General features: G+C 41.6%; 24 protein-coding genes, 1 tRNA gene and 1 pseudogene. 8 read left to right on the top strand and 18 right to left on the bottom strand.

The window, feature by feature from the left end; translation table 11 throughout:
- Positions 1-480: 480 nt before the first annotated feature.
- Positions 481-1,140: a response regulator transcription factor gene (locus tag AM629_RS10910; protein WP_054478867.1), complete on the top strand. Its 660-nt coding sequence runs from the start codon at positions 481-483 to the stop codon at positions 1,138-1,140.
- Positions 1,141-1,242: 102 nt separating this feature from the next.
- On the opposite strand, the pseudogene AM629_RS10905 reads toward AM629_RS10910, so the two are convergent.
- Both AM629_RS10905 and AM629_RS25000 read right to left on the bottom strand, forming a co-directional pair.
- Positions 1,243-1,602 (bottom strand): annotated as a pseudogene (locus AM629_RS10905) (AraC family transcriptional regulator); the annotation flags it as partial.
- Between the two features lie 150 nt (positions 1,603-1,752).
- Positions 1,753-1,881, bottom strand: a complete 129-nt coding sequence (locus AM629_RS25000; RefSeq protein ID WP_268794966.1) for a hypothetical protein — start codon at positions 1,879-1,881, stop codon at positions 1,753-1,755.
- A gap of 122 nt (positions 1,882-2,003) precedes the next feature.
- On the opposite strand from AM629_RS25000, the gene AM629_RS10900 reads away from it, so the two are divergent.
- Positions 2,004-3,101 carry a Fic family protein gene (locus AM629_RS10900; protein ID WP_054478865.1) on the top strand — a complete coding sequence of 366 codons (1,098 nt, stop codon included), beginning with the start codon at positions 2,004-2,006 and terminating at the stop codon, positions 3,099-3,101.
- Positions 3,102-3,215: 114 nt separating this feature from the next.
- Here AM629_RS10900 and AM629_RS10895 read toward each other — a convergent pair whose 3' ends face one another.
- The 4 genes from AM629_RS10895 to AM629_RS10880 all read right to left on the bottom strand — a co-directional run bounded on the left by AM629_RS10895 (position 3,216) and on the right by AM629_RS10880 (position 7,339).
- Positions 3,216-4,709, bottom strand: a complete 1,494-nt coding sequence (locus AM629_RS10895; protein WP_054478863.1) for an aldehyde dehydrogenase family protein — start codon at positions 4,707-4,709, stop codon at positions 3,216-3,218.
- Between the two features lie 28 nt (positions 4,710-4,737).
- A complete protein-coding gene (locus AM629_RS10890; protein WP_054478861.1) occupies positions 4,738-5,106 on the bottom strand; it encodes a cupin domain-containing protein in 369 nt (122 codons plus the stop codon).
- Positions 5,107-5,170: 64 nt separating this feature from the next.
- A complete protein-coding gene (locus tag AM629_RS10885; RefSeq protein WP_054478859.1) occupies positions 5,171-6,475 on the bottom strand; it encodes an NAD(P)/FAD-dependent oxidoreductase in 1,305 nt (434 codons plus the stop codon).
- 108 nt (positions 6,476-6,583) lie between these two features.
- Positions 6,584-7,339, bottom strand: a complete 756-nt coding sequence (locus AM629_RS10880) for a response regulator transcription factor (RefSeq protein WP_054478857.1) — start codon at positions 7,337-7,339, stop codon at positions 6,584-6,586.
- 397 nt (positions 7,340-7,736) lie between these two features.
- Here AM629_RS10880 and uriH point away from each other — a divergent pair, with 397 nt between their 5' ends.
- Positions 7,737-8,687, top strand: a complete 951-nt coding sequence (gene uriH, locus AM629_RS10875) for a uridine-preferring nucleoside hydrolase UriH (protein ID WP_054478854.1) — start codon at positions 7,737-7,739, stop codon at positions 8,685-8,687.
- A 38-nt stretch (positions 8,688-8,725) separates the two neighbouring features.
- Here uriH and AM629_RS10870 read toward each other — a convergent pair whose 3' ends face one another.
- The gene (locus tag AM629_RS10870; RefSeq protein WP_054478851.1) at positions 8,726-9,715 is read right to left on the bottom strand and encodes a glycosyltransferase; all 990 of its coding nucleotides are present in this window, start codon (positions 9,713-9,715) and stop codon (positions 8,726-8,728) included.
- Positions 9,716-10,264: 549 nt separating this feature from the next.
- Here AM629_RS10870 and AM629_RS10865 point away from each other — a divergent pair.
- Positions 10,265-11,458 carry an aspartyl protease family protein gene (locus AM629_RS10865; protein WP_054478849.1) on the top strand — a complete coding sequence of 398 codons (1,194 nt, stop codon included), beginning with the start codon at positions 10,265-10,267 and terminating at the stop codon, positions 11,456-11,458.
- Between the two features lie 93 nt (positions 11,459-11,551).
- Here the strand turns inward: AM629_RS10865 and AM629_RS10860 are convergent, their stop codons facing one another.
- The 4 genes from AM629_RS10860 to AM629_RS10845 form a co-directional block, all read right to left on the bottom strand.
- On the bottom strand, positions 11,552-12,193 hold the full coding sequence (locus AM629_RS10860; protein ID WP_054478847.1) for a hypothetical protein: 642 nt from the start codon (positions 12,191-12,193) through the stop codon (positions 11,552-11,554).
- Between the two features lie 35 nt (positions 12,194-12,228).
- The gene (locus tag AM629_RS10855) at positions 12,229-13,254 is read right to left on the bottom strand and encodes a cupin domain-containing protein (RefSeq protein ID WP_054478844.1); all 1,026 of its coding nucleotides are present in this window, start codon (positions 13,252-13,254) and stop codon (positions 12,229-12,231) included.
- 10 nt (positions 13,255-13,264) lie between these two features.
- Positions 13,265-13,498 carry a hypothetical protein gene (locus AM629_RS10850; protein WP_054478843.1) on the bottom strand — a complete coding sequence of 78 codons (234 nt, stop codon included), beginning with the start codon at positions 13,496-13,498 and terminating at the stop codon, positions 13,265-13,267.
- A 307-nt stretch (positions 13,499-13,805) separates the two neighbouring features.
- Positions 13,806-14,042 carry a helix-turn-helix domain-containing protein gene (locus AM629_RS10845; protein ID WP_072161872.1) on the bottom strand — a complete coding sequence of 79 codons (237 nt, stop codon included), beginning with the start codon at positions 14,040-14,042 and terminating at the stop codon, positions 13,806-13,808.
- Between the two features lie 147 nt (positions 14,043-14,189).
- Here AM629_RS10845 and xreR2 point away from each other — a divergent pair, with 147 nt between their 5' ends.
- A complete protein-coding gene (gene xreR2 / locus AM629_RS10840) occupies positions 14,190-14,399 on the top strand; it encodes a cell morphology transcriptional regulator XreR2 (RefSeq protein ID WP_054478839.1) in 210 nt (69 codons plus the stop codon).
- Between the two features lie 92 nt (positions 14,400-14,491).
- Here xreR2 and xreR1 read toward each other — a convergent pair whose 3' ends face one another.
- From xreR1 to AM629_RS10820, 5 genes are all read right to left on the bottom strand, one after another.
- A complete protein-coding gene (gene xreR1 / locus AM629_RS10835) occupies positions 14,492-14,728 on the bottom strand; it encodes a cell morphology transcriptional regulator XreR1 (RefSeq protein WP_072161871.1) in 237 nt (78 codons plus the stop codon).
- A 233-nt stretch (positions 14,729-14,961) separates the two neighbouring features.
- Positions 14,962-15,468 carry a peptide deformylase gene (gene def / locus AM629_RS10830; RefSeq protein ID WP_054478836.1) on the bottom strand — a complete coding sequence of 169 codons (507 nt, stop codon included), beginning with the start codon at positions 15,466-15,468 and terminating at the stop codon, positions 14,962-14,964.
- 234 nt (positions 15,469-15,702) lie between these two features.
- The gene (locus tag AM629_RS24995) at positions 15,703-15,825 is read right to left on the bottom strand and encodes a hypothetical protein (protein ID WP_262499941.1); all 123 of its coding nucleotides are present in this window, start codon (positions 15,823-15,825) and stop codon (positions 15,703-15,705) included.
- A gap of 547 nt (positions 15,826-16,372) precedes the next feature.
- On the bottom strand, positions 16,373-17,542 hold the full coding sequence (locus AM629_RS10825; RefSeq protein WP_054478834.1) for a tyrosine-type recombinase/integrase: 1,170 nt from the start codon (positions 17,540-17,542) through the stop codon (positions 16,373-16,375).
- 165 nt (positions 17,543-17,707) lie between these two features.
- A tRNA-Leu gene (locus tag AM629_RS10820) sits at positions 17,708-17,792 on the bottom strand.
- Positions 17,793-18,287: 495 nt separating this feature from the next.
- Between AM629_RS10820 and ampH the strand changes: the two genes are divergently transcribed.
- Positions 18,288-19,505 carry a D-alanyl-D-alanine-carboxypeptidase/endopeptidase AmpH gene (ampH, locus tag AM629_RS10815; RefSeq protein ID WP_054478832.1) on the top strand — a complete coding sequence of 406 codons (1,218 nt, stop codon included), beginning with the start codon at positions 18,288-18,290 and terminating at the stop codon, positions 19,503-19,505.
- A gap of 110 nt (positions 19,506-19,615) precedes the next feature.
- On the opposite strand, the gene lptG is transcribed toward ampH, so the two are convergent.
- Entirely contained in the window at positions 19,616-20,692 is a 1,077-nt protein-coding gene (gene lptG, locus AM629_RS10810) for an LPS export ABC transporter permease LptG (protein ID WP_054478830.1), read from the bottom strand.
- Complete coding sequence (gene lptF, locus AM629_RS10805) at positions 20,692-21,792, bottom strand: LPS export ABC transporter permease LptF (protein ID WP_054478829.1); 1,101 nt, start codon at positions 21,790-21,792, stop codon at positions 20,692-20,694. The genes lptG and lptF overlap by 1 nt, the downstream gene beginning before the upstream one ends.
- A 285-nt stretch (positions 21,793-22,077) precedes the next feature.
- On the opposite strand from lptF, the gene pepA reads away from it, so the two are divergent.
- Both pepA and AM629_RS10795 read left to right on the top strand, forming a co-directional pair.
- The gene (pepA, locus tag AM629_RS10800) at positions 22,078-23,598 is read left to right on the top strand and encodes a leucyl aminopeptidase (RefSeq protein WP_054478827.1); all 1,521 of its coding nucleotides are present in this window, start codon (positions 22,078-22,080) and stop codon (positions 23,596-23,598) included.
- A gap of 56 nt (positions 23,599-23,654) precedes the next feature.
- A complete protein-coding gene (locus AM629_RS10795; protein WP_054478824.1) occupies positions 23,655-24,104 on the top strand; it encodes a DNA polymerase III subunit chi in 450 nt (149 codons plus the stop codon).
- The last annotated feature ends 7 nt before the right edge of the window (positions 24,105-24,111 follow it).

Genomic DNA, 24,111 nt, shown 5'->3' with positions numbered 1-24,111 from the left:
GTTGTCCATAGCCTGTTCCCCCTCGGAGCTGTTTTTGGGTCTGCACCAAAACTTTGCTCCTGGAACAGGCTTCTCGTCAATTTCTTATCCAGAATTCGGGTTAATCACTTAAATATCAAACAATAAAAAAAACAATAATTCATTAACACATGAAAAAATCACTTCAGAAATGTACCAATATAGTGTTGTTAATCAGTAACTATCACCTTATAAAATTTTATTTATTGTAATCTATGTCACGTTATTAAGATGTTTATTTTGTGTTAATTCCACAGTTTAATTACCCTTTTATTAATCATCCATTTCAACTTATCCAATTATACCTGTTATCTTTCAAGTTGCCTCTTTGTTGGCTGCACTCACCCGGTCACAGAGTTCTCTATGACATAGTTAGCTATGCTCCCGGGGATTCGCTCCCTTGCCGTCGCGATGCATCTTGAAATCTATTAGGTATAGATACTATTCTAAGAGAGAACATTCTTGTCTACCTTACCCTCAACCAACCGTGAAAATACTTTAATTTACAGTTGCCTGAACACTATTGCTCATTTAGTTCCTATCTCAGCTGCAGCATTCTATCTGGTGAACGATAAGTCACGCCCTGAGAACTACATTCTGTATGGTATTTCAGGCGAAACACACAAGAATTATCTGGCACATTTTCAGCATTTAGATCCACTCAAACCGGCCAATTATCAACAAAATGATATTAATATGGTTGGCATGGATCAAAATACACTGACCAAGCATAATAAATACTACTATGAATTTATGCTGCCAAATAACATACAAGATATTGCAGAAATATTTATCCGCCAACACAACCGAATTATCGCTGGAGTTTCTTTATTACGAGATATTCCATTTACACCGAAAGATTTTAATCGGCTCAGTACTATCCTACCATTAATTGAATTAGCTACTAGAGATTTACTTCCTGAAACACCAACGATTCTGACAGCTAAAGAACAGGAAATTATTAATTTGGTAAGAGCAGGTGCTAGTAACAAACGGATTGCACAAGCACTTAATATCTCCCTGTCTACCGTAAAAACCCATTTGCGCAATATCTTTGTCAAAACTAAAGTGACTAATCGCACCGAACTGGTTTCCAACGGATTTATTACCCGGCACTTGTAATTGGTAAATGTTATAAATTACCTGTAACAATAAGATGGCTTTGCATGCCTAATCAAAGTAGTTATTCAAATAAAAATCAAATGAGGGGAAGCGCCACAGTACCGGATCATGCGGAGCAATACCGTAGGTTTGACTGGTAGCAACAGGCGACAATCCTGTAGTTTTGCGCCATTCGATAAAACGTGCAGCCGTCGCATTGACCTGCTCAGATTGACCATGATGGGACAATATAGCAACGCGTGTTTCTGGAAAATTAACAATTTTTACATTCATAGTTTGTGTCCTTGTACGTTTTTGTTCAGGAATACGTTGGTGCCAACATGCCCAATCCGGTTGTTTGCGAAACTGGCTAGGTGTTAGACCAAACGACTGTTTGAAAGCACGGCTGAACGATTCCGGGTTTTGAAAACCTGCGTCCAACGCAATATCAATAATTTTTTCTAACGGATTGAATGCTAAGCGGTTCGTCTAAATGGCGCTCAATATAACCAAATACCTGATCGAACCGTTTCACATAGGCGTCAATTTTATCATCGTGCATTGCATCCTCCATGCAACTCACTATGCCTGAGCAGGAAAGACATTTCCTGACTGATCTTGCTGACTTTTGTGTTAAACAAGCACAGAAAATACTGCCTCAACAAAATGAAGCTGTGCCCAGAAAGCTTGTCCTACGCCAACTGATTCATGAACCTGAAAATCGTTTCCAGTGAACTGCTCACTCAAAGCAAAAATTGCCATAAATCGTCTCCCTGTACCAATAAAGATACAAGGCGAAAGCCCAAAATGAGTCAAATAAAATTACTATTCGACTCATATGTTGAGTAGAATATAAGGCTTATTTGACTCAAAGGGAAAAACTTATGTGGATATGGGAACAACCGAATTGGCCGAAATTCCATTGGAATGCCGACATTATTGCACCATTACTGCGAGACGTGCATTTTAACCAAGGATTGTTATTAGGCAAATCTGACTTTGAAGACGCCAGGCAGGCAACACTTGATAGCCTTCTATCCAACATACTCTATTCAAGCGAAATTGAAGGAGAAAGATTAAATGCGGCTTCTATACGTTCGTCATTGGCAAACAGATTAGGCATTACGGAAGAAAAACCTTATCCAACAATAGAGAAGAGTGATGGCATTACAGAAGTCGCCCTCGATGTGATAGAAAATAGTGATTCTGCTCTAACCCTTGAACGTATCCTCAGATGGCACCAGTTGATATTCCCTGAAGGCTATACCATGTTCAATCCGATACAGGGAGGTAAATTACGCAAAGGGATGATAGAAGTAGTATCCGGTCGTTTGGATAAACCAACTGTCCACCTTGAAGCACCGCTGCCAGAGAGAATGGTCACTGAAATGACTCAATTCATAGAATGGTTTAATCAATCCCGAACAGATGACCATCTTGACCCCATCATCAGAGCGGCAATCGTTCATTTATGGTTTGTGACAATTCACCCCTTAGAAGACGGGAACGGACGCATTACCCGATTTTTGACAGACCTTGCACTTGCTCAAGCGGAAAACCGCTCAATCCGTTTCTACGCAATGTCGGTAAGTATTTGTAATCATCGTAAGGCATATTACGAAATCCTTGAAAGCACTCAGCGAGGCGGCTTGAATATTACTGTCTGGTTGGTTTGGTTTCTGAAAATATTGAATGAGACCTTAGCAAACAAGCTAAAAGAAATTAATCAGGTTGTGCAAAAAGCTAAATTCTGGCGACGGATAGATCAGACCCAACTTACCGAAGAGCAAGCGAAGGTGCTAAACCGTATGCTGGACAGCAATTTTGAACAGGGCATTAGCAGCAGCCAATATCAAAAGGTAACAAAGGTAAGTCGCGCCACTGCAACCAGGCACTTGGCACACTTAGTTGAACTAGGTTGTTTGGAAAGCACCGAAGCTGGCGGTCGTAGCACTCGTTACGTTATCAATCACAAAGGCTGAATCTTAGTAAATGTAAGGAAAGGAGACATATCAAAAGCAATAAACAAGGATTAATGAGAAATCAGGAGTACCCCTTTTACCGCTCAGGGGCCATCCTTTAATTCAGATACAAAATCAATAACGAACCATCACTGATTTCAATTCAGTATAGTGCTCAATAAAAGCGCTACCGAATTCACGGCCAATACCTGACGATTTCATGCCACCAAATGGTAATGCAGGATCGAGGAAGGTATGCATATTGACCCAAACCGTCCCCGCTTCGATACGCGGGATCATACGCATAGCTTTGCTCAGATCATTGGTCCACAAACTCGCAGCCAAACCAAATGGGGTGCTGTTCATCAACTCAATCAACTCTTCCTCATCGTTATAGCTGAGGAAAGTTCCTACCGGGCCAAATGTCTCTTCCTTCATCAATGAATCGTCAGCGCTGTTAGCACGAATAACCGTTGGTGCCACAAAGAAACCCGGACCTGCCAGAGCATGTCCCCCATACACAATCTCACTGCCTTCCTGACGAGCTTGCTCAAACAGGGACAAAATCTTGTTATAGTGCTCTTTATTAGCCAAAGGCCCCATTTCTGTTGATTCATCCAGCGGCGAGCCAATTTTCATTGCTGCAAGTCTTTCAGACAACAATTTCAACACTTCATCCATATGACTGGCAGGAATGTAAAAACGTTCAGCCGCAGCACAAATCTGCCCCTGATTAAGATAACCGGCTTCCAGAACACCATCGACTATCTTTTCAACAGACATATCCGCCAAAAACGCCGCGCCGTTCTTACCACCCAGCTCCAGCGTAGCGCGAGTTAATCCCTGTTCCATGGCTGACTTACCGACAGCAATGCCTGTTGGCACAGACCCGGTGAATGTCACTTTGGCACACAATGGATGGCCTATCAGTGCTGGACCAAGCACCGAGCCAGAGCCATTAATCACATTAATGACACCATCAGGAATACCCGCTTCTTTGGCTAATTCAGCCACTCTGAGCATCGTCAGCGGAGTGTATTCACTGGGTTTCAGTACAATGGTACAGCCGCAAGTCAGTGCAGCTGCCACTTTCCAGATGGCAATCATGATGGAGAAATTCCACGGAATAATCCCTACCACCACACCAATCGGCTCACGCCGGGTAAATGCCGTGTATTGTTCACCCTTAAAAGAAGGTAAAGAAACATTCAGGGTTTCACCACTGATCTTACTTGACCATCCGGCAAAATAACGCAGGAATTGAGCAGACGAATCAATTTCCAGCATACGAGATAATTGGATCGTTTTACCGGAACAGAGACTTTCTAGCTGCGCCAATTCTTCCCGATGTGCCAGTAACAGATCTGCCAAGCGATTCAGGCAATAACCGCGCTCCATAGGTGAAGTCTGCGCCCATACACCATGAAAGGCAGTATGTGCCGCTTGCATAGCAGCATTCACTTCTGTTTCACCGCCTTGATTCACGGTTGCAACGACTTCATCAACCGCAGGGTTCACCACAGAAAACGTTTGATTCTCCTGACCACGTACTGACTGACCATTAATATAATGGCCATGATTGCGTTGCAGAAAGGTAGTAACTTGTTGTAACAGGGTGATATCACTCATCATTTACCTCTGGTCAGACGGATGCTTTTTAACCTTCAATACAAGCCAGATAATGCTTCACAAAACGGTCAGTGGTCACTTCCCACAACACTTCAGTTCCCTTCGCAGCAAACCAGGAATCCCCCGGATGATATTCGACGGTTTCACCGCTCTTCACATCAGTCAGTTTCACCGAACCTTCCGAAACGGTTGCGTGCTCATCAATCGGATACACCATACTGAACTTGCCACGAGTACAGGCGAAAATACCACAGGTCAGGTTATCCGTTGGCTCACCAAATACCATTGCAACACTTGCCTGTGGATCGCCTTCCACCACGGTAGAACCCAAATTGCTTACGCTACCAATGTTCAATAGTTCAGGCAGTGGTTTGTTCAATAAAAGTGATTTAATCATGATGTTCTCGTTTCAAATAAAATAATTTATAAATTTCTCAATGAATAACATTGATATCAATAAGTTAACGGCGACCTTTCCAGTACCCTGACGTTTGATGCCAAATCTTGCCAGCAGATACCATGAAATGTCGCAATTTATCTTTGCCGAAAATATTCACATGAGGAATTGAACTCATCAGGTCATAACGCTCAGATCCTTCGGCCATCCCTTCGGCCAGTACCTTACAAACGATATGGCTCGGCGTTACCCCAAAACCGGAATACCCCTGAACATAGAACACATTATTGTACTGCGGCAAAGAGCCAATCTGTGGGAACAAGTTTGCGCTACAACACAACGGTCCTCCCCATGCCAGTTCAACCTTCACATCTTGCAGATAAGGGAAAGCTTTCAGCATCAAATGGCGGTTCCAGGCTTTCAAATCAGATGGGATATGTTCAATGTAAGGAGTTGCACTACCGAACAAGAGACGGTTTTCCTTCGTCACACGGAAATAATCAATCACCGGACGAATATCACTGTATGCACCGCGAATCGGACTGATTTTCTCAATCAAATCATCCGGCAATTTTTCCGTCATTAACTGGAAGGCATAAGTGTTAACCACCTTTTTATAAATATACGGTTCAAGGCCACTATTCATAAAGGCGTTACAAGCCCACAGCATTTTACTCGCACGAACCGATCCCATCGCGGTACGAACTGTTACTCTGGGACCATATTCAATATTCAGTACTTGACTGTTCTCAAAGATTTTTACACCAAAATCTGTCGCGGCTTTTGCCTCACCTAACAATAAGTTCAGGGAATGAACATGCCCAGCTCCCATATGCTTCAGCGCACAAGTATAAGCATCAGAGCCGATCACCTTTTTGACATCAGAGCCAGTGTAAAGCTCAATATCTTCATCAGGAGAAACCGCCTTAAAATCTTTCAGCCAACTACGTAACGTTTTTTCCTGCCTATTATTCATGCCAAGATAGCTATAACCACGGCAGAGATCAGCATCAATATTGTATTTATCAATACGATCACGAATAATGCCTGCACCCAGATTGCTGATCTTAAAGATCGTTTCCAACCCTCTATCACCAACATAGCGCTTGATCACTTCCAGATCGTGACCGATACCCGCCATAACCTGGCCACCATTACGACCTGTACTCCCATAACCAAGATAACGACTTTCCAAGATCGCAATATTAGTGATACCTTTTTCTGCCAGTTCCAGCGCAGTATTGATACCGGAAAATCCACCGCCAATAATGACGACATCTACATCTAGATCTTCTCTTAATGTCGGAAAGCGAAGATCATATTTTTTGGTCGCAGCGTAATAAGTTAATGAATCAACATCATTGTTCATATGACACCCCAATTAGCATCTGACATAATCACCGGATTATCTGTAGCGCGTAGCCATATCACCATGTCCCTTTAGGGACATTCGCAACACAGTATTAACATTTGTGACTTAGGCAAAATAACGGGAAGGTGACGTCATGAATAGGCTAAAAAGCTCTGCTTGTGATCTAATTTGCAGTTTTTGATAAATATTTTTCCGATGATTTTTCACAGTTCCCGTGCTGATAAAAAGTTTCTCAGCAATCTGTGGGGAACCTTTACCTTGCAATATTAATTCCACAACTTCACATTCTCTCGGCGTCAAGGCATAACGAATCTGAGTATCCAGACAAACCATTTCAGCAACAGGGGTTTGCAGCATCATTTCACCATGTAATCGCGCTACACTGCGGATAATTTCTAGCGCTGTTCGCAGGTTTTTCTGATGCTGTTTTTGTATTAAAAATAGCCGATCTTCATTACCAAAAAATAGGCCAAGTTGTCTTTGAGGAGAGAGCTTCAACAAAACGCCTGCTTCATCCTGCCAGCCAGTCTTACTATAAAAATTAAGATAGTAATCAGTATGATAGAATCCCACTGGCGCGAGTTCTCGCAGGGTAAACAGATCCGTTTCGGCACCATCTGTCAGGGCTTGATAGAAAGGATCTTGCAGATAAGCCCCCTGTTGATAAAGCTGGTTTACCACATCACTATTTTTCTTCTCAGCTTTAGTCAAGCAACGTGGAGGAACGCCTTGCTCGAAGGCATAGATAATAGCGTTATCAAAGGCAATAAATTGTTCCAGCCAGGTAAGTAAATTGGGATAAAATTTACTGGTTGCCACCGATTCAATCACTGCTGATAATCTATCCACATGAATATCCATTCCAGCCCTCGCAATTATTAAGAGATAAACAATATACCCAATAGGCTTCAAGATGCCTCGCGACGGCAAGGGAGCGAATCCCCGGGAGCATAGATAACTATGTCATAGAGAACTCTGTGACCGGGTGAGTGCAGCCAACAAAGAGGCAACTTGAAAGATAACAGGTATAAATCCGAAGCAGATACTGTCCGCCTATTCCATAGCGAAACTATAAGAATCACACTCAAACTGGATATACAACTCAATTGTTGTTTATATGTTAATAAAATCACAATTATCAGACATTTTATTAAACATTTATGAGAGAGCTAACCCAAATTTAAGATTTCGTCACGGAATAGATGTTTTAACTGAATTATGCTGATTTTTCGTATGGTTTTCTCTGCAAGGAGCGAAAATGACCACTAAAAAGATTATTCTTGATTGCGATCCGGGACATGACGACGCCATTGCTATTTTACTGGCGCATGGCAATCCTGACATTGAACTATTAGCAATCACAACGGTTGTCGGTAATCAGACACTGGATAAAGTCACGCGTAATACACTGGCGATAGCCCACATTGCCGGTATTACTGGGGTCCCCATTGCCGCCGGCTGTCACCGCCCATTGGTACGCGACATTCAAACTGCACCGGATATTCACGGTGACTCCGGTCTAGATGGTCCAAAACTCCCGAAACATTCTCGGACTCTCGATCCTCGCCATGCGATAGATCTGATCATCGATACCATCATGTCCCATCCTCCAAAAACAGTGACACTGGTTCCTACCGGGGCCCTGACTAATATTGCCCTCGCTGTCCGCAAAGCACCGCAGATCGTCGAACGGGTAAAAGAAGTTGTATTAATGGGGGGCGGGTATCACACCGGTAACCGAAGTGCAGTTGCAGAATTCAACATCAAAATTGATCCAGAAGCAGCGCACATTGTTTTCAATGAGAAATGGCCTCTCACCATGGTTGGATTGGATCTGACACATCAAGCGCAGGCCACGCCAGAAGTTACAGAAGCAATTTCGCGTATTAATAACAAAACCTCTCGGTTTGTCATGGAAATGCTGGATTTTTACGGCAAGAACTATCAAAAAAGGCGTGGCTTTAATTCCCCTCCAGTACATGATCCTTGCGCTGTCGCCTATGTAATCGACCCTACAGTAATGACCACGCAGAAAGTGCCGGTCAATATTGAGCTGAATGGCACCTTGACCGTCGGTATGACAGTAGCGGATTTCCGTTATCCACCACCAGAAGATTGCCACACCCAAGTTGCAGTAAAACTTGATCATCAGAGATTCTGGCAACTGATCATAAATGCATTGAAAAACATTGACGATACCTGCGACTAAAGCGAAAAATTAAATCGTAATTAAGGCCGTTATTTATCCTAAACGGCTTTCAACGCTGCCCTAAGCCGCGGATATCGGCGTGCCAAACGCCAATGTAATCTAAACCCGCGAGCATTTTTCCAGATCATTGACCAAATACCGCGCTCAAACAATTCATGAACGATTTGCTGCTTTATAACAGAAGACTCTATCTCATTAATGGTATGCAAAATTCCCAGCCCTTCTTTAGCAATCTGCCAATGACACGCTGGCGCCAGCTTGACTTGCTGTGGATAACGCTGATTAATATTATTCAGCATCTCCAAGATTTTCATATAGTGATGTGCAGTTCTTACCTTAATACGATCATCTGCGGGAGTATGAGATACCGAAGAAGAATGAATCAGGTAGTCATAAAAAGATTCATCAATATATTGCACACGGTTTGCCGTCAATAATAGTTCTGTTGTCCATGGAATATCCTGATGATGTAACCCTGGCTCAAACTGATAATTATGCTTTGCCAGAAAAGCCCGTTTATAAATATTCAACCAAGTTACATGCAGGAATTTGCGTGAATTCAGTGCTTGTTGTAACCATTCTGGCCCACTCAGCACCGCAGTAGAAGAAAGACGATCAGAAGGAAAAATCTTTCGGGCTGGCCGACCATCATCATAAACGTAATGACCGTTGCAAGTGGCAATATCCAGATCATTGGTCTGGGCGATCCCCAACAATCGGTTATACATGCCCGGACAAATGACATCATCGATATCAGGGAAAGCCACATAATCCCCTCTAGCTTTCGCTAAACCGGTGTTGCGGGCGATAGAAACTCCTTGATTCTTTTGCGTGATAATTTCTGCTTTTGGGAATTTTATGACATATTTCGCCAACATCTGGTGACTATTATCCGTTGAACCATCATCAACCAAAATTAATTCAAAATCAGTCAGCTTTTGTCGAGATAAATTAGCAAAAAACTGTGGTAAAAATCGCTCTCCATTATAAACGGATACGACAATGCTAAGTTTCAGTGACATAGACATAAAATCAATATATTCCTTTAACACAAAGGTGTTATTTTCTTATATTAAAATCACCCTGATATTTACCAGGAAAATAATTCCCACATATAAATAACCCAATAACTATTTATTAACATCACCTTACGACGACTAAAATAGTAATAATTTATCATGGATTTTATTTTAAATAGTTATATTTAATCTGCACTATATAACCAAAGATACTGATTAATTTATCTTTTATATGCTACATCTATTTCAATTAATTATCAAACCGATGTAACTATTAATTATTTCTATCGTTCAATTTTATCGATAGCTATCATTTTCGTTATACCATAGCGTAAACCCACAGTACCGTTGTCATAAACATGACTGACAAAACTTCATGTCAATCAATACAATTGTGTGATTGTTTAACTTTGGTTTTATTCAAACGTGGATAATAGTACTCTAAATACAACTAGCCTGTACTGGTGACACATACTATTCTGCGTAGTACCGCCACGCTATTTATTTCGAGTGCATCATGTATTGGGTATCCACACAACAAAAAAGGAATCTAATCTTATGAAAAAACAGGGAAAAATAACTTGCCGAGTACTTACCTCTGCAAGTCTGCTGACACTGATAGCAGGTTGTAGTCATATGGAAAAAAACCTTATTACCGAAGAAAACAAGCCGGTACTCTCTACCAAACTGAATATCCATCAACCTACAGCACTCATTATTCCTGTCACTATCTCCGGGAAAAAATATCAATTCTGGTTAGATACTGGTGCCAGTTACACCATCATTGATAATAAGCTAGCCAAAACACTGACACAAATCACGCCAGAATCAAAAATACCGGTTACATTCCATCGTATGTTGTCCGATGGAATGATGACTACCAGCGGAACATTACACAAAGCTGACTTAACATTATGGCAACCCCTGGCTATTACTATCGGTAATTATACCGTGCCTGGCTCCGATCCCTGGATTGGTCTTGATATGAGTCTCTTCAGTCAGTCCATTGGTCAAAAGATAGATGGCATTCTTGGAATTGGTACTTTCCGTCAGTTAAGCTGGGAGATCAATAACCTGAATCATACTCTGACAGTATGGAGACATGCCCCTTCAGTACTAAATTATCAACAATGTGAACCTTACAGTGACAGTTACAATAGATCCCCTGCAATCCAGGTTTCCAATGTCATTTTTAATATAGATACCGGAGCCAGTCATAGCTATGCTTCTCAGGAATTTATTGAATATCTGAAAAAAGAGCATAAGGATAAGATTTCCGAAGGAATCAACGTCAAATATGCATCCGCCAGCGGGATTGATAGTAGTAAAGAGTACCTGATTGACGGCTTTTATTTACAACAACTGCCAGTGGGTCGTCTGCGAGTCAGTGAAAATAAACAGGATCTATATAGCCTCGGGCTGAATTTCTTCTCACGTTTTGATGACTATCTGTTTATTCCAAATAAAATGTTGCTCTGTTTTAACGCTAAAAATTTTACTCGTTATGATAATAAACTATTTCGAACTATTATGGTTCGCTATTTTAATAATAAAATAGAAGTCTTTTATAACGAACCAAAAGATATTGAGAAATTTGGCTTGAAAAATGGTGATATTGTGCTAGAGGTTAATGGTCAGAAAATCCTTCCTAAAGATATAACCTATGTTCGCAATCAGTTGTCAGAAACCCCTATGGGTAAACTGACAATAAAAATTGAACGTAATGGCGCACAGCAAATCATCAATATCTAATAACATTATTCAGAGGGAGAAACTCATTCTCCCTCCAGGATCATGACAAATTTTACCAATTTAACTTTAATCCTATTTTCTTTAATGCTTCATTCAATCCTTAATATCAATAAAACATTCAATTTTGTCATCTGGTAGGTTCTTATTTTGTTTATAAGCAAGATATGTTTTAGGTAAATTTTTTTCTTTCAGCTTCTGCCATATTTCCAGTGCCTGTTTTTTCCCTTTACCTTTATTTTCCGGATCAGCAATAAAATCGCTAATAAAATTATTCAAACGAGCAGAGGGGATCTGTGGAAGCCTCCCTTCCTGCTGTCTCAAAGAAGCCAAATGCTCGACTAAATCGCCATAGGTAATTTTATTATCATTAGCAATTTTCATCTTACGCCAATGATTTAACCAATACCATTGCCCTGATTTATCCGGTAATGACCCATATCGACGGCCCACCTGTTCTAACAAGAAATTTTTCGTTTGTTTATCACTGACGTAATTAATTACCAAACTTTTCAGGGTGAGTAAATCCCGACCAGCACGATCCCTTTTGTTAGGAATAGCAATAGGCAAATCGCCAGAATAACCAAACAAACGTGACCGAATATACAGCTCAAGCTCATTCTTTTTTAAATTACTAGGTGTAATTCCCAAAGACTTAGCAAACTGTCGGAGTTCAACTACGTAAAAATAACCATTCTCGAACGCTTCCTCACTCATGCCTTTATGTAATTTACTCACAGTGACATTTCCTTAATCGTTCCAGCCAATCACGGTTAACCCATATTCTCGATCTCATTAAGGGTTAACACCGCTATTCGTTCTAACAACAAGATCATCATTTCCCATGCTTGAGCACAAAGCTGCTGTAATGCCAAACTCTCCTCATGAGAAATATGTTGATAAAGCTCACTACCTAATGCCGAATGTCCGTGGTCTAAAGTAGAATGTGCTGCTATATATTCACCTGGATCACTAACCTGTGAGTTGGCTAGCAGATGGAACATATCCGCGCATTTCTCCAGAACTAAATGGACAATAATCAACTTCTCTAAATTATCTAACTGAAACATTTTCAATACGAACCAATTACCATAGGAATCAATCTGTGCATCCCAACCACGTTTAGGTGGTAATAATTCATCATGACCTAATTCATCCTTGAAATGTTCCAGGAATAAAGGATGATACCGACCGTCAACAACCATAGACTGACGCGCATACATAATATATTGGAAAATTTCTGACCATTGTCGTAACCAGCCCTTAAATATATTTAAATTACGCTCATCCTTCATTCGCCCATCCTTGAACATCTGGAAAAACAGTGTCTGTTCCGCTTTCACACAACACTGCTCATTAAAGTTTAATAATGCTTGCTGCGGTATTTCTGATGCAGAGAAATTAATATTAGCGTGCTTTTCACTAAATAGCCCGTCAGCGTCATATTGAATCGATAATGCATCCAACCCTTCCCCTTTATCACAGCGAAATCCATGTTGGTTACCTGCCGGGATACATATTACATCTCCTTTCTCTACTAAAGCGATCGTGTCGCCAATAAGCGTTGCTTTACCTGAAGTGATGATCACCATGCTGGCAACATTGTGCTGGTGTGGTTTATGCACCTCACCCGGAGCTAGCTCTGCGAAACTGATACTTAATGGCTGCTGATTTTTTACAAAATTCTGATATTGAGGAAGCTGAGCCAATGGCTGTACCGCCCCAATCATATGCTCCACACCATCTTTAAATACCGAGTTAATTATTGGAATAGTCGCACGCTTTATAATATTGATCATCTTTTTATCCTCAGAGAGTGATTTCATAGCTGGAACAACGGACTAGCAAAGAAGGCATAGGTTTGGATAACACCGTTTTTGCACCAGGCTCAATGAAAAACATCGGCCCGTGACGGTAAATAAATTGAATACTCGATTGCCAACGCTCAGGTTGAGTCAATTGTTGTACCAATTTCTCAGCAATATCAGCAGAACCATAGGGTTGTGCTGTTACATTTGAGATCACCGGAATGCGGAGTAGCAAACTTAACCCCCATCAAATAATCATGGAATATTTCCGTAATCCCCGCCATCAGTAGCATATAAAATAGGTCAGATACCACCAAAGAACACAATATCAGAAGGGTAATTTTTACTTCTATGTAATATTAATAACCGATTACTTGAACGACTTGCCTATGTTTCTCTAAAATCATCCAATACTTAATTTGTAATCACGATTAGAATTAGCTTAATTTCTATAATGACATTGCCACAGAAAACCTCAAAATAGAGGTATTGAAGCATTCGCTCAAAAGGGAGAATAAAAAATTCTTGAAAGATAATGAGTTTTAATTTTTTGATTCTGTACTGAAATCAAACAGATCTGTCAGCTCAATCTGCAAACCACTTGCAATAATGTTAATGATTTCAAGCGTCGGATTTCTGATCCCCCGCTCAATACCACTGATATACGTACGATCAATTCCACATTTATCGGCAAAAGCTTCCTGAGACATCCCAGATGATTGTCTAAGATGCCTAACTCTTTGTCCAAGAAGGGATTTTATAGCATTTGGCTTTTTCATCTAATAAGTATCGAATTATGTTACTTATCAGACCACGGACTATGAGTCACTTTTTACTGTAAGTTATGTTATTATATGTGACTTATAGTCTACTATGTAACGATTTATCTTTTCATATCAAAGTTATCCGTAACGTGGAGAAATAAGATGAAAAATCAGGACTGGCACCCAGCAGACATTATCGCCGCACTGAAAAAACAGGGAACATCGTTAGCAGCAGTTTCAAGAAAAGCAGGGTTAGCATCATCGACCCTTGCCAATACCCTGCAACGCCGTTGGCCTAAAGGTCAACAACTTATCGCTGACGCTTTAGATCGCGATCCTGCCGAGATATGGCCTTCGAGATACATAAGATAAGTGGCTATATATTATTGAAACAGCGCATCGCCAAGATGGGCTGTTTCAATTTTATGCGATTCGGCAAGAAAGTGATTACGTTAGCAGGAGAATCAAATCTTCTGGAGGGAGCTAAAATCGAACAAATCTTTCAGTTCGATTTGCAAGCCACTTGCAATCACATTGATAACTTCAAGCGTGGGATTCCTGACTCCACGTTCAATACCGCTGATATAAGTACGATCGAGCCCACATTTATCAGCAAAAGCTTCCTGAGACATACCAGATGCCACTCTGATATATCTAACTCTTTGTCCAAAAAGGGATTTTATAGTATTAGGCTTTTTCATTTGATAAGTATCGAACTATGTTACTTATCAAACCACGGACTATAAGTCACGTTTTCCTGTAAATCAGGTCACTAATTTGATTTATCGACAACAACATTAATAAATACTCATCCAGAAAGGGGGTTCTTCTGAAACGAGCCAATCTATCAAGGGGTTTCATCGCAATACCGGAACTCATCCACACGATATTGACGTTTCAGTTTTCCCCCTTGATGACTGTGGTTTAAAGCTGATTAAGATGCTTTGTTATTTTTATACTTTTTAATTTTTTTAAGCGCCATTTGCCTTTTCAGTGGTGACAAATAATCAATAAAGATTTTGCCATGCAGGTGATCAATTTCATGTTGCATCACAATAGCCAGGAAATCTTCACTTTCCACCGTTATTGCCTCACCATGCCGGTTTAACGCTTCAACTTTCACCTTTTCGAATCGCTCTACATCTGCATAATATCCTGGGACAGATAAACACCCTTCTTGTCCGATAACACTGCGTTCTTTTTCAACGATTTTGGGATTGACCAGAATCAAAGGTTCATCCCGCGTCGCTGAAATGTCAATGATCACAACCGCTTCTTTTCGTCCAACTTGTGGTGCGGCCAAACCGATCCCATTATCAGTGCTATACATGGTTTCAAGCATGTCATCAATAAGGCCCTGGATAGCCTCAACATTTACAACCTCGACACATTTTTGTCTCAGTCTTTCATTCGGAATAGTCAATATTTCTAATGTTGCCATGACAAATGATTCTCTCTATTCAGGCAGTTTGTCGTCGCTTTTTGTTGGTTTTGAACCACACTATAGCGCTACGGTCCAAACTGCTTTATTTTTAAATTTATACCCGTTATCTTTCAAGTTGCCTCTTTGTTGGCTGCACTCACTCACCCCGATCACAGAGTTATCTATGCTCCCGGGGATTCGCTCCCTTGCCGTCGCGATCCATCTTGAAATCCATTGGGTATATATAGTTAATTAGTTTTCCGTACCAAATTCAGCAGTCACTATACCTTCTGCGATATGTTTTCCATGATAGAAATTAATCGATATCATATCATCCAGTACACCTTTAAAACTGCTAAATAGCACTAACGGCATATTACTCGAATAAAAATCCTAGCTGTATTCTATTGTTAGCACTAATTTATCATCAAATAATGTCGCAGTGAAAACAGTATCGAAACGGCAATATGGACTGATAAGTTCAAGCGTCTTGCGATATTCCTCGTCTCTATTCCCCCGACGAAAAGAGAAAATATTCTGAATCAAAGGAGAATAATAATCATGTCTTGGTATCCCCAATTTCTGGATCAATGCCGAGATTGATACAACTACTCCATATCACAAAAATAACTATTTTTGAAGCTATTTTAATAATATCAACGTGGGGGCAATAAAAATCCATACATTGTGGGGGACAAAATGGGGGAAGAGTAGGTATTTTCCTTCTGTCGGTATAGTGCTATTTAATTCATTCATAATGTATGTTTAACACCATCCTATTTATTAATATCCAATAGAGTACTCACATTATTCTGTAATTAGAAAATCATCTTATCTTTATTTAAAGAAAAATAAAGTGGGTAATGAATGGGGGAGTTTTATTTAAATGGGGGAATAATAAAACAATAGTGTTTTTTTAACTTTAGCTATTTACAGATAGAGTCCATGAAAGGATATAAGCAGCTCGGACACCATTACGCTCTGTGTGGCTCATTTGTCTTTCAACTGCATCTTTTGACCATAGCCCTGATTCAACTAAAGCGCTACAAGCCATCGCTCTGAAACCATGCCCACAAACTTCCGTTTTAGTGTCATAACCTATCGTCCTTAAAGCAGCATTTATTGTGTTCTCACTCATTGGCTTATTTGGATTATGATCGCCCGGAAAGATTAACTCATTATCTCCAGATAATTTTTTTATCTGTTTCAGTAATTCAAGAGCTTGGTGGGATAAAGGTACAAGATGTACCGTTCGCATCTTCGAACCTCTATGAGAATGTTTAACACCATCAATAGGCTCTCTTTCTGCTGGAATTGTCCACAGTGCTTTATCCAGATCAACTTCTCTCCAGCGTGCAAAGCGGAGTTCACTGGAACGAATAAATATATATAGAGTCAGTCGGACAGCTAAAATAGTTAAGTAGCGTCCTTTATAGTGCTCAAGACGAGTCAGAAAATCGGGTAATCTTTCAAGAGGAAGAGCAGGACGATGAGTTGATTTACGTGTCGCCAACGCACCTTTGAGATCTTGAGCAGGGTTGCGAGCGATCAAGCCATTTTGTACCGCATAGCGCATAATAGCAGTAATCCTTTGTTGTTGTCTGGAAGCGAGTTCCAATCGACCACTGCTTTCTATCTCTTTGAGAGGTGCCAACAGATCTTTAGCTTCTAAAGTTGCAATACTTTTATTCCCAATCGCAGGGAAAACATTACGTCGGAGATCCCCTAATACTCGTTCTGAATGTGTTGTTGACCAACGCTTATTACTACTGTGCCAATCTCTAGCCACTTTTTCAAAAGTTAAGGTTTCGGCAATCGCTTCTTGTTTTTCTACTTCTCTTTTTTTACTGGGATTGATGCCATTGCGGATCATTATCTTAATACTATCGCGTTGCTCTCTAGCTTTCCCCAGTGTTACTTGAGGATATGCACCTAAAGCAATCCGGCTTTCTTTACCCGTAAACCGATATTTCAGATACCAGCGTTTTGAGCCACTGGGTTTAATAAGCAGATACAAACCTTGTACATCAGTAAGTTTATATTCTTTTTCACGGGGCTTTGCCGCACGAGCTTCCATGTCTGTTAAAGGCATAATTTGGGGGTCAACTCATTATCGAAAAGAACTGACCCCCAATTTGACCCCCAAATATCATGGATGTCAACGGATACAAATGGACGATTATAGACTCAGAAACTAAGTAATTTGTTGTTTTTTCAGGTAGTTACGGAAGTTTATGGACATCTTTGGAAAGTCAAATGGTGCCGAAGGCCGGACTCGAACCGGCACACCCGAAGGCGGTTGATTTTGAATCAACTGCGTCTACCGATTTCGCCACTTCGGCACTGAAGTAGTATGCGGATAACGGAGGCTATTATACTTGTCAGCGATCTGTTAGCAACTGTTATCCTTCTGATTTCGTTTAAATGTCGAAAAAAAGAGCGTATTGCATATGTTCAATGCAAAACTGCGCTTGATTTATAAGCACAAAGCCCCTCGCGAACACATAAACACGCTCAATAACATTTTTTCTAGCCAAAATAAATTCCCGACTAAGCACTAAAGCAACGATAAATACCCAAAAATAATTTTACAACCATAATAGGCTGAAACATCTGACGCAGATAGACAACCTATAATCACCTTATATAATCTCAGGATGATAATTCACTGCGAGGTAAATGATTATGACGATTATTAGCTGGATTGGTGCCGGTATTTTTTTAGGCATTGTCATTGGTGCGTTGATGGCATTGTTTAAAAAGAATAAGTAGCAGTTTCTGGTCTTTCTATCCTGTTCCTGTATTCACTGGAAGTATGTTTGATTGGTTAATTCAAAATGAATAAACTGCTTTTTAAGATCTTCCCTGTTTCTGCCATGGTGCTGGCTCTCGCGGCCTGCTCTTCTTCCGATAAAATATATTCGATAAAGTTTCTGCAACCAAAGAAACAGCCGCTAAAATGGGAAGTGTTTGAAGGCAATTCGAGAACTGAAAAGCTAGCTTCACAATTGGTCGATCAGTATGCACGGGATATTTTCAACGGTAGCAATGCGCAAGGTATGGCAATGGTGGTAGTTGATAATAATCAGGTGGTTTACCGTAGCTTCGGGGAAACCCGTCCGGGAAGTGGTATCCGCCCTAAGCCTGATTCCGTTATCCGTATCGCCTCACTGACTAAGCTGATGACCAGTGAGATTATGATCAAACTGGAAGAGGATAAGGTTTTACGCTCCACCGATCCATTACAAGACTATAGTTATTACGGTGTGAAAGTGCCTCAATATAGTTCCCTTCAACCTATCCGGTTGTTCCACCTGGCAAGCCATACCAGTGGGTTACCTCGTGAACAACCGGGAGGGAAATGGGGACGTCCTGTTTTTGTCTGGCCTACACAAGCCAACCGCTGGACCTGGTTGCAAACAACCCAATTAGATATACCTCCAGGCACAACAGCTTCTTATTCCAATCTGGCTTACGATTTATTGGCAGATGCACTCTCTAAAGCCGCAGGTAAGCCATATACCCGCTTGTTATACGATAAGATCACCGGCCCTTATTTTATGAAAGACACGACACTGACACCAAGCCGTTCTCAGTGTGCCCGTTTGATGGAAAGTTATAAGCCTAGTCCATGTGTCAATACTGTTGCAGCAGCCGGTAGTGGTGGCGTTTATTCAACACCAAAAGATATGCAACGCTGGATGCAGCAGTTTCTATCATCAAACAGTCAGTTACGTAAACAGACCGCCAGCCGCGAACAAGGTGTCTATTTTAAGCGTTCCGATCTGGCTGCAATCAAAGGAATGGATGTTGCCGGTCAAGCGGATGGTCTTGGTCTTGGTTGGGTTTATATGAGTACCCATGGCGATACTCCAAATATTTATCAGAAAACCGGTGGAGGCGGTGGATTCAATACGTATATAGCAATGATCCCCGAACAAAATATCGGAGTATTTGTCGTGATTACCCGCAAACAACACAGTAAGTTTAGCAGCGTCACAACAGGAATTAATCAACTAGTCGCTGCATTGTCGAGGAATCATAATCAAGCTTGATGTTGACGTTTTATAAATTAGAGATACCAGGGATGGAGTTTCCTGTTCATAAAACCCATCCCACAGTTCCTCCAAATCGGGTCCCATTACTGGACCATGATTGCTAAAAGCTACTGTCTCTTAAGGAGTAAATAAACACTTAGAGCAAGGAACAATAGGCTTGGTAACAATGCGGCCAGAACTGCTGGCATACTGTAAACCAAGCTCAATGGGCCAAAGATCTCATTGAGTAAGTAAAATAAGAAGCCGAAAGTGATACCTGTTATTATCCTAACTCCCATCGGTACGGTACGCAGAGGCCCGAAGATGAAAGAGAGAGCCATCAACATCATTACCGCAACTGAAAGTGGTGCAAAGATCTTTTTCCACATATTCAGTTGATAACGTCCTGATTCCTGCTCACTTTGTTTAAGATAACTGATGTATTGATACAAGCCACTGATAGAAAGTGCTTCAGGATCAAGAGCAACAACACTCAATTGCTCTGGCGTCAAGCGGGTTTTCCAGTCAGCAGAAATGTGCTGCGACCCAGTGATTTTTTTACTGTCTGTCAGATCAGATTCTTCCACCTGAGAAAGCTTCCACAGATCGTTCTCCTCATCATAAACAGCACTGTCTGCATATTTCACAGAGAGTAGTTTTTTATCATCATTAAAATGATAGATATTAACGCCTTTAATCTCTGTGTCGCTCATTACCCGCTGGATGTAGATAAAATCGGCCCCATCTTTCGCCCACATACCTTTGGTTGTTGAAACCAGAGAGCCACCAAACATTTTCTGAGCCCGGTAATTACGTGCCATCTGTTCACCTTGTGGCGCTACCCATTCACCGATAATCATCGTCAAGATCACCAACGGAATAGCCGTTTTCATGACTGAGCCAGCAACTTGCATACGGGTAAAACCAGAAGCCTGCATAACCACCAACTCACTACGAGTTGCCAATGTGCCAAGTCCCAATAATGCACCAAGTAAAGCCGCCATCGGGAAGAATATCTGAATATCTTTCGGCACACTTAGCAAAGCATAAAGGCCAGCGGAAATAGTGGTGTATTCCCCTTGCCCCACTTTTCTCAACTGATCAACAAACTTAATAATGCCGGAGAGTGATACCAGCATAAACAATGTCATCAGAATAGTCTGAAGAATAGTCCGCCCGATATAACGATCTAATACACCAAACATCAGGCTACTCCTCTTCCTTTGAGACGGGACCAAATCCTGCGCATCGGCACGGTGTCCCAGATATTGAGAACCAACGCCAGCATCAGATAAGCGCCATTAACTACCCACATCCAGATCAACGGGTCCAACTTACCTTTACTCCCGTTAGAGCGCAGGGAACTTTGCAGTAAGAAGAAAATCAGATAAAGCAGCATCGCAGGTAACATACTTAGCACCCGCCCTTGACGTGGATTTACTACACTTAACGGTACAACCATCATGGCCATAATCAGTACCGAAAGTACCAGAGTCAGACGCCAATGGAACTCAGCGCGAGAGTCCTTATCATTATCCCGCCATAACTGAGTAATGGATTTTTGTTCAACTTTATCGCCATCTACGGCTGAAACCTGATGCCCAACAACCGCCTGATAATTATTGAACTCAGTGATCCTGAAATCACGCAGCATTGCAGTGCCTTCGTAACGCATACCATGATTAAGGATAACCTCCTGCCTACCATCAGGCCGCTCCACCATATGGCCACCATCAGAGATCACAACTGAAGGGCGCTGGTTATCCACCGGACGAAGCTGGGCCAGGAATACGTTTTTAAACTTATCACCGTGTACACTACCAATATAGAGCACCAAATTACCGTTATCAGAAGGTTTGAATTTCCCTTCTATTATCGCCGCCAGACTTGGATTAGCCTTCGCGTCAGCCAATACCTGCTCCTGGTATTTTGAGGACCAAGGAATCATCCAAATAACATTCACTGCGGCCAACGCGGAAGTCAACAACGCCAGAATAAGCGCCGAAACCACCAACACACGCTTACCCAAACCACACGCATGCATAACAGTAATTTCACTTTCAGTATAAAGCTTGCTGAAAGTCATCAACACCCCAAGAAAAAGACTCAAGGGTAAAATAAGCTGCGCCATTTCAGGCACACCTAATCCTAATAAGGATATAACTAAATTTGCTGGGATGTTCCCTTCCACTGCTGCTCCCAAAATCTCTACTAATCTTTGGCAAAAAAAGATCAATAAGAGGACAAAGAGTATCGCAACTTGGCTTTTCAGGGTTTCCCGTATCAGATATCTAATGATGATCACGCTTATTACGCCTGTGAAAACTTGTCTTTTTGCAGGAAAATCGCTAACTTCATTGTATATATACCATTTATTATGTGCATCAGTTTGGCTTCCTCACTGCTAAAATGATATCGAAGCATTCCATAATTCAGGTTCCCAGTCAGAATATACTTATAGTTAGCTAAACATTAAGAAATAGTACGTTTAGCTTAACATAAATAGTTAACTTTCTATGGGGTAGATTAATACGGAACGTTATATTCTAGCGATAGCATCCGTCTTTGTCTTTAAGATTCAGGAGAACGCATGGAGTTTAGTGTAAAAAGCGGTAGCCCGGAAAAACAACGCAGTGCGTGTATCATTGTTGGCGTTTTCGAACCTCGCCGTTTATCCCCTATTGCCGAACAGCTCGATAAAATAAGTGATGGTTATATCAGCGCCTTGTTGCGCCGTGGTGAATTGGAAGGCAAAGTTGGTCAATCACTGCTGTTGCATCATGTTCCCAATGTGTTATCTGAACGTATTCTGCTCATAGGCTGCGGCAAAGAGCGCGAGCTGAATGAACGTCAGTATAAACAAATTATCCAAAAAACTATCAATACCCTTAATGAAACTGGTTCAATGGAAGCAGTCTGTTTTTTAACAGAATTACATGTTAAAGGCCGTAATAATTACTGGAAAGTACGCCAAGCGGTAGAAACAGCAAAAGAGTCTCTTTATGTTTTCGACCAGCTTAAAAGCAATAAAAATGAGCTACGCCGCCCACTGCGTAAAATGGTGTTTAATGTTCCAACCCGTCGGGAACTGACCAGCGGTGAACGGGCAATCCAACACGGTCTTGCCATTGCTATCGGTATCAAAGCAGCTAAAGATCTTGGCAATATGCCACCAAACATCTGTAACGCAGCTTATCTAGCTTCCCAAGCCCGTCAGCTCGCAGACTCTGCTAATAGCCACATTACAACAAAAGTAATTGGTGAAGAGCAGATGAAAGAGTTGGGAATGAACGCTTATCTGGCGGTTGGTCAGGGTTCTCAGAATGAATCCCTGATGTCAGTCATGGAATATAAAGGCAGCCTTGATAAAAATGCTAAACCGATCATCTTGGTTGGCAAGGGCCTGACTTTTGATTCTGGTGGTATTTCAATCAAATCTGCTGGTGGTATGGATGAGATGAAATACGATATGTGTGGCGCAGCAACCGTTTATGGCGTGATGCGTGTGGTTGCTGAGCTACAATTACCACTCAATGTCATCGGTGTCATGGCTGGCTGTGAGAATATGCCAGGAGGTCGTGCTTACCGGCCTGGGGATATTTTAACCACCCTATCTGGTCAAACGGTCGAAGTGCTCAATACTGATGCAGAAGGTCGTCTGGTTCTGTGTGATGCGTTAACTTACGTTGAACGTTTTGATCCAGAATTGGTCATTGATGTCGCCACATTGACCGGTGCTTGCGTAACAGCTCTTGGTAATCATTACAGTGGGTTACTATCTAACCATAACCCACTGGCCCATGAGCTACTAAATGCTTCTGAACAATCCGGTGATCGCGCATGGCGTCTGCCAATGGCCGACGAATTTTTCGAGCAAATCGATTCTAATTTTGCCGATCTGGCGAATACCGGTGGTAGTGCGGGTGGTGCTATTACTGCTGCCTGCTTCCTGTCCCGCTTCGCAACAAAATATCATTGGGCACATCTGGATATCGCTGGTACTGCATGGCGTTCAGGTAAAGCGAAAGGCGCAACAGGCCGTCCGGTTGCACTATTGTCGCAATTCCTGTTAAATCGTGCAGGAAGTGCCGGTATCAATAACGACGATTGATTTATACCTCGCTAATTAAAGGGCATTAACAATGCCCTTTCCCCGTAAGAGACATTATGAAAAGCGCCACGTTTTATTTACTGGAACAACCATCACTCCAGGCAGATTTACAAGCTCACGAATGGCTAGCATGTCAATTTGCGGCTGACCAATGGCGAGCCGGAAAACGTGTGCTAATTGCTTGTGAAGATCAGCAACAGGCAGAAAAGTTAGATGAAGCCCTATGGCAACGGGAACCCCATCAGTTCGTCCCGCATAATCTTGCCGGTGAAGGGCCGAGATATGGTGCACCAGTTGAGTTATGTTGGCCTCAGAAACGGGGAAATTCTCCCCGTGATATATTGATAAATCTGCTGCCGCAATTCGCAGACTTTGCCACTGCTTTCCATGAAGTGATAGACTTCGTTCCTATAGACGAGAATTTGAAACAGTTGGCGCGTGAACGATATAAATTATATCGCAGCGTCGGCTTTAATTTGACCATGGCAACGCCGCCAACATACTAAGTATCAA

This window comes from Photorhabdus heterorhabditis, assembly GCF_001280945.1.
GTDB lineage: Bacteria > Pseudomonadota > Gammaproteobacteria > Enterobacterales > Enterobacteriaceae > Photorhabdus > Photorhabdus heterorhabditis.
This window is presented reverse-complemented; position numbering and strand designations above follow the sequence as displayed.

What these genes read in the sequence shown, in the direction of transcription:
- AM629_RS25000 (WP_268794966.1), bottom strand. Translation starts at nt 1,881, where the DNA reads ATGGCAATTTTTGCTTTGAGTGAGCAGTTCACTGGAAACGATTTTCAG.
- AM629_RS10900 (WP_054478865.1), top strand. Translation starts at nt 2,004, where the DNA reads ATGTGGATATGGGAACAACCGAATTGGCCGAAATTCCATTGGAATGCC.
- AM629_RS10895 (WP_054478863.1), bottom strand. Translation starts at nt 4,709, where the DNA reads ATGAGTGATATCACCCTGTTACAACAAGTTACTACCTTTCTGCAACGC.
- AM629_RS10890 (WP_054478861.1), bottom strand. Translation starts at nt 5,106, where the DNA reads ATGATTAAATCACTTTTATTGAACAAACCACTGCCTGAACTATTGAAC.
- AM629_RS10885 (WP_054478859.1), bottom strand. Translation starts at nt 6,475, where the DNA reads ATGAACAATGATGTTGATTCATTAACTTATTACGCTGCGACCAAAAAA.
- AM629_RS10880 (WP_054478857.1), bottom strand. Translation starts at nt 7,339, where the DNA reads ATGGATATTCATGTGGATAGATTATCAGCAGTGATTGAATCGGTGGCA.
- uriH (WP_054478854.1), top strand. Translation starts at nt 7,737, where the DNA reads ATGACCACTAAAAAGATTATTCTTGATTGCGATCCGGGACATGACGAC.
- AM629_RS10870 (WP_054478851.1), bottom strand. Translation starts at nt 9,715, where the DNA reads ATGTCTATGTCACTGAAACTTAGCATTGTCGTATCCGTTTATAATGGA.
- AM629_RS10865 (WP_054478849.1), top strand. Translation starts at nt 10,265, where the DNA reads ATGAAAAAACAGGGAAAAATAACTTGCCGAGTACTTACCTCTGCAAGT.
- AM629_RS10855 (WP_054478844.1), bottom strand. Translation starts at nt 13,254, where the DNA reads ATGATCAATATTATAAAGCGTGCGACTATTCCAATAATTAACTCGGTA.
- AM629_RS10845 (WP_072161872.1), bottom strand. Translation starts at nt 14,042, where the DNA reads ATGAAAAAGCCAAATGCTATAAAATCCCTTCTTGGACAAAGAGTTAGG.
- xreR2 (WP_054478839.1), top strand. Translation starts at nt 14,190, where the DNA reads ATGAAAAATCAGGACTGGCACCCAGCAGACATTATCGCCGCACTGAAA.
- xreR1 (WP_072161871.1), bottom strand. Translation starts at nt 14,728, where the DNA reads ATGAAAAAGCCTAATACTATAAAATCCCTTTTTGGACAAAGAGTTAGA.
- def (WP_054478836.1), bottom strand. Translation starts at nt 15,468, where the DNA reads ATGGCAACATTAGAAATATTGACTATTCCGAATGAAAGACTGAGACAA.
- AM629_RS24995 (WP_262499941.1), bottom strand. Translation starts at nt 15,825, where the DNA reads ATGCCGTTAGTGCTATTTAGCAGTTTTAAAGGTGTACTGGATGATATG.
- AM629_RS10825 (WP_054478834.1), bottom strand. Translation starts at nt 17,542, where the DNA reads ATGCCTTTAACAGACATGGAAGCTCGTGCGGCAAAGCCCCGTGAAAAA.
- ampH (WP_054478832.1), top strand. Translation starts at nt 18,288, where the DNA reads ATGAATAAACTGCTTTTTAAGATCTTCCCTGTTTCTGCCATGGTGCTG.
- lptG (WP_054478830.1), bottom strand. Translation starts at nt 20,692, where the DNA reads ATGTTTGGTGTATTAGATCGTTATATCGGGCGGACTATTCTTCAGACT.
- pepA (WP_054478827.1), top strand. Translation starts at nt 22,078, where the DNA reads ATGGAGTTTAGTGTAAAAAGCGGTAGCCCGGAAAAACAACGCAGTGCG.
- AM629_RS10795 (WP_054478824.1), top strand. Translation starts at nt 23,655, where the DNA reads ATGAAAAGCGCCACGTTTTATTTACTGGAACAACCATCACTCCAGGCA.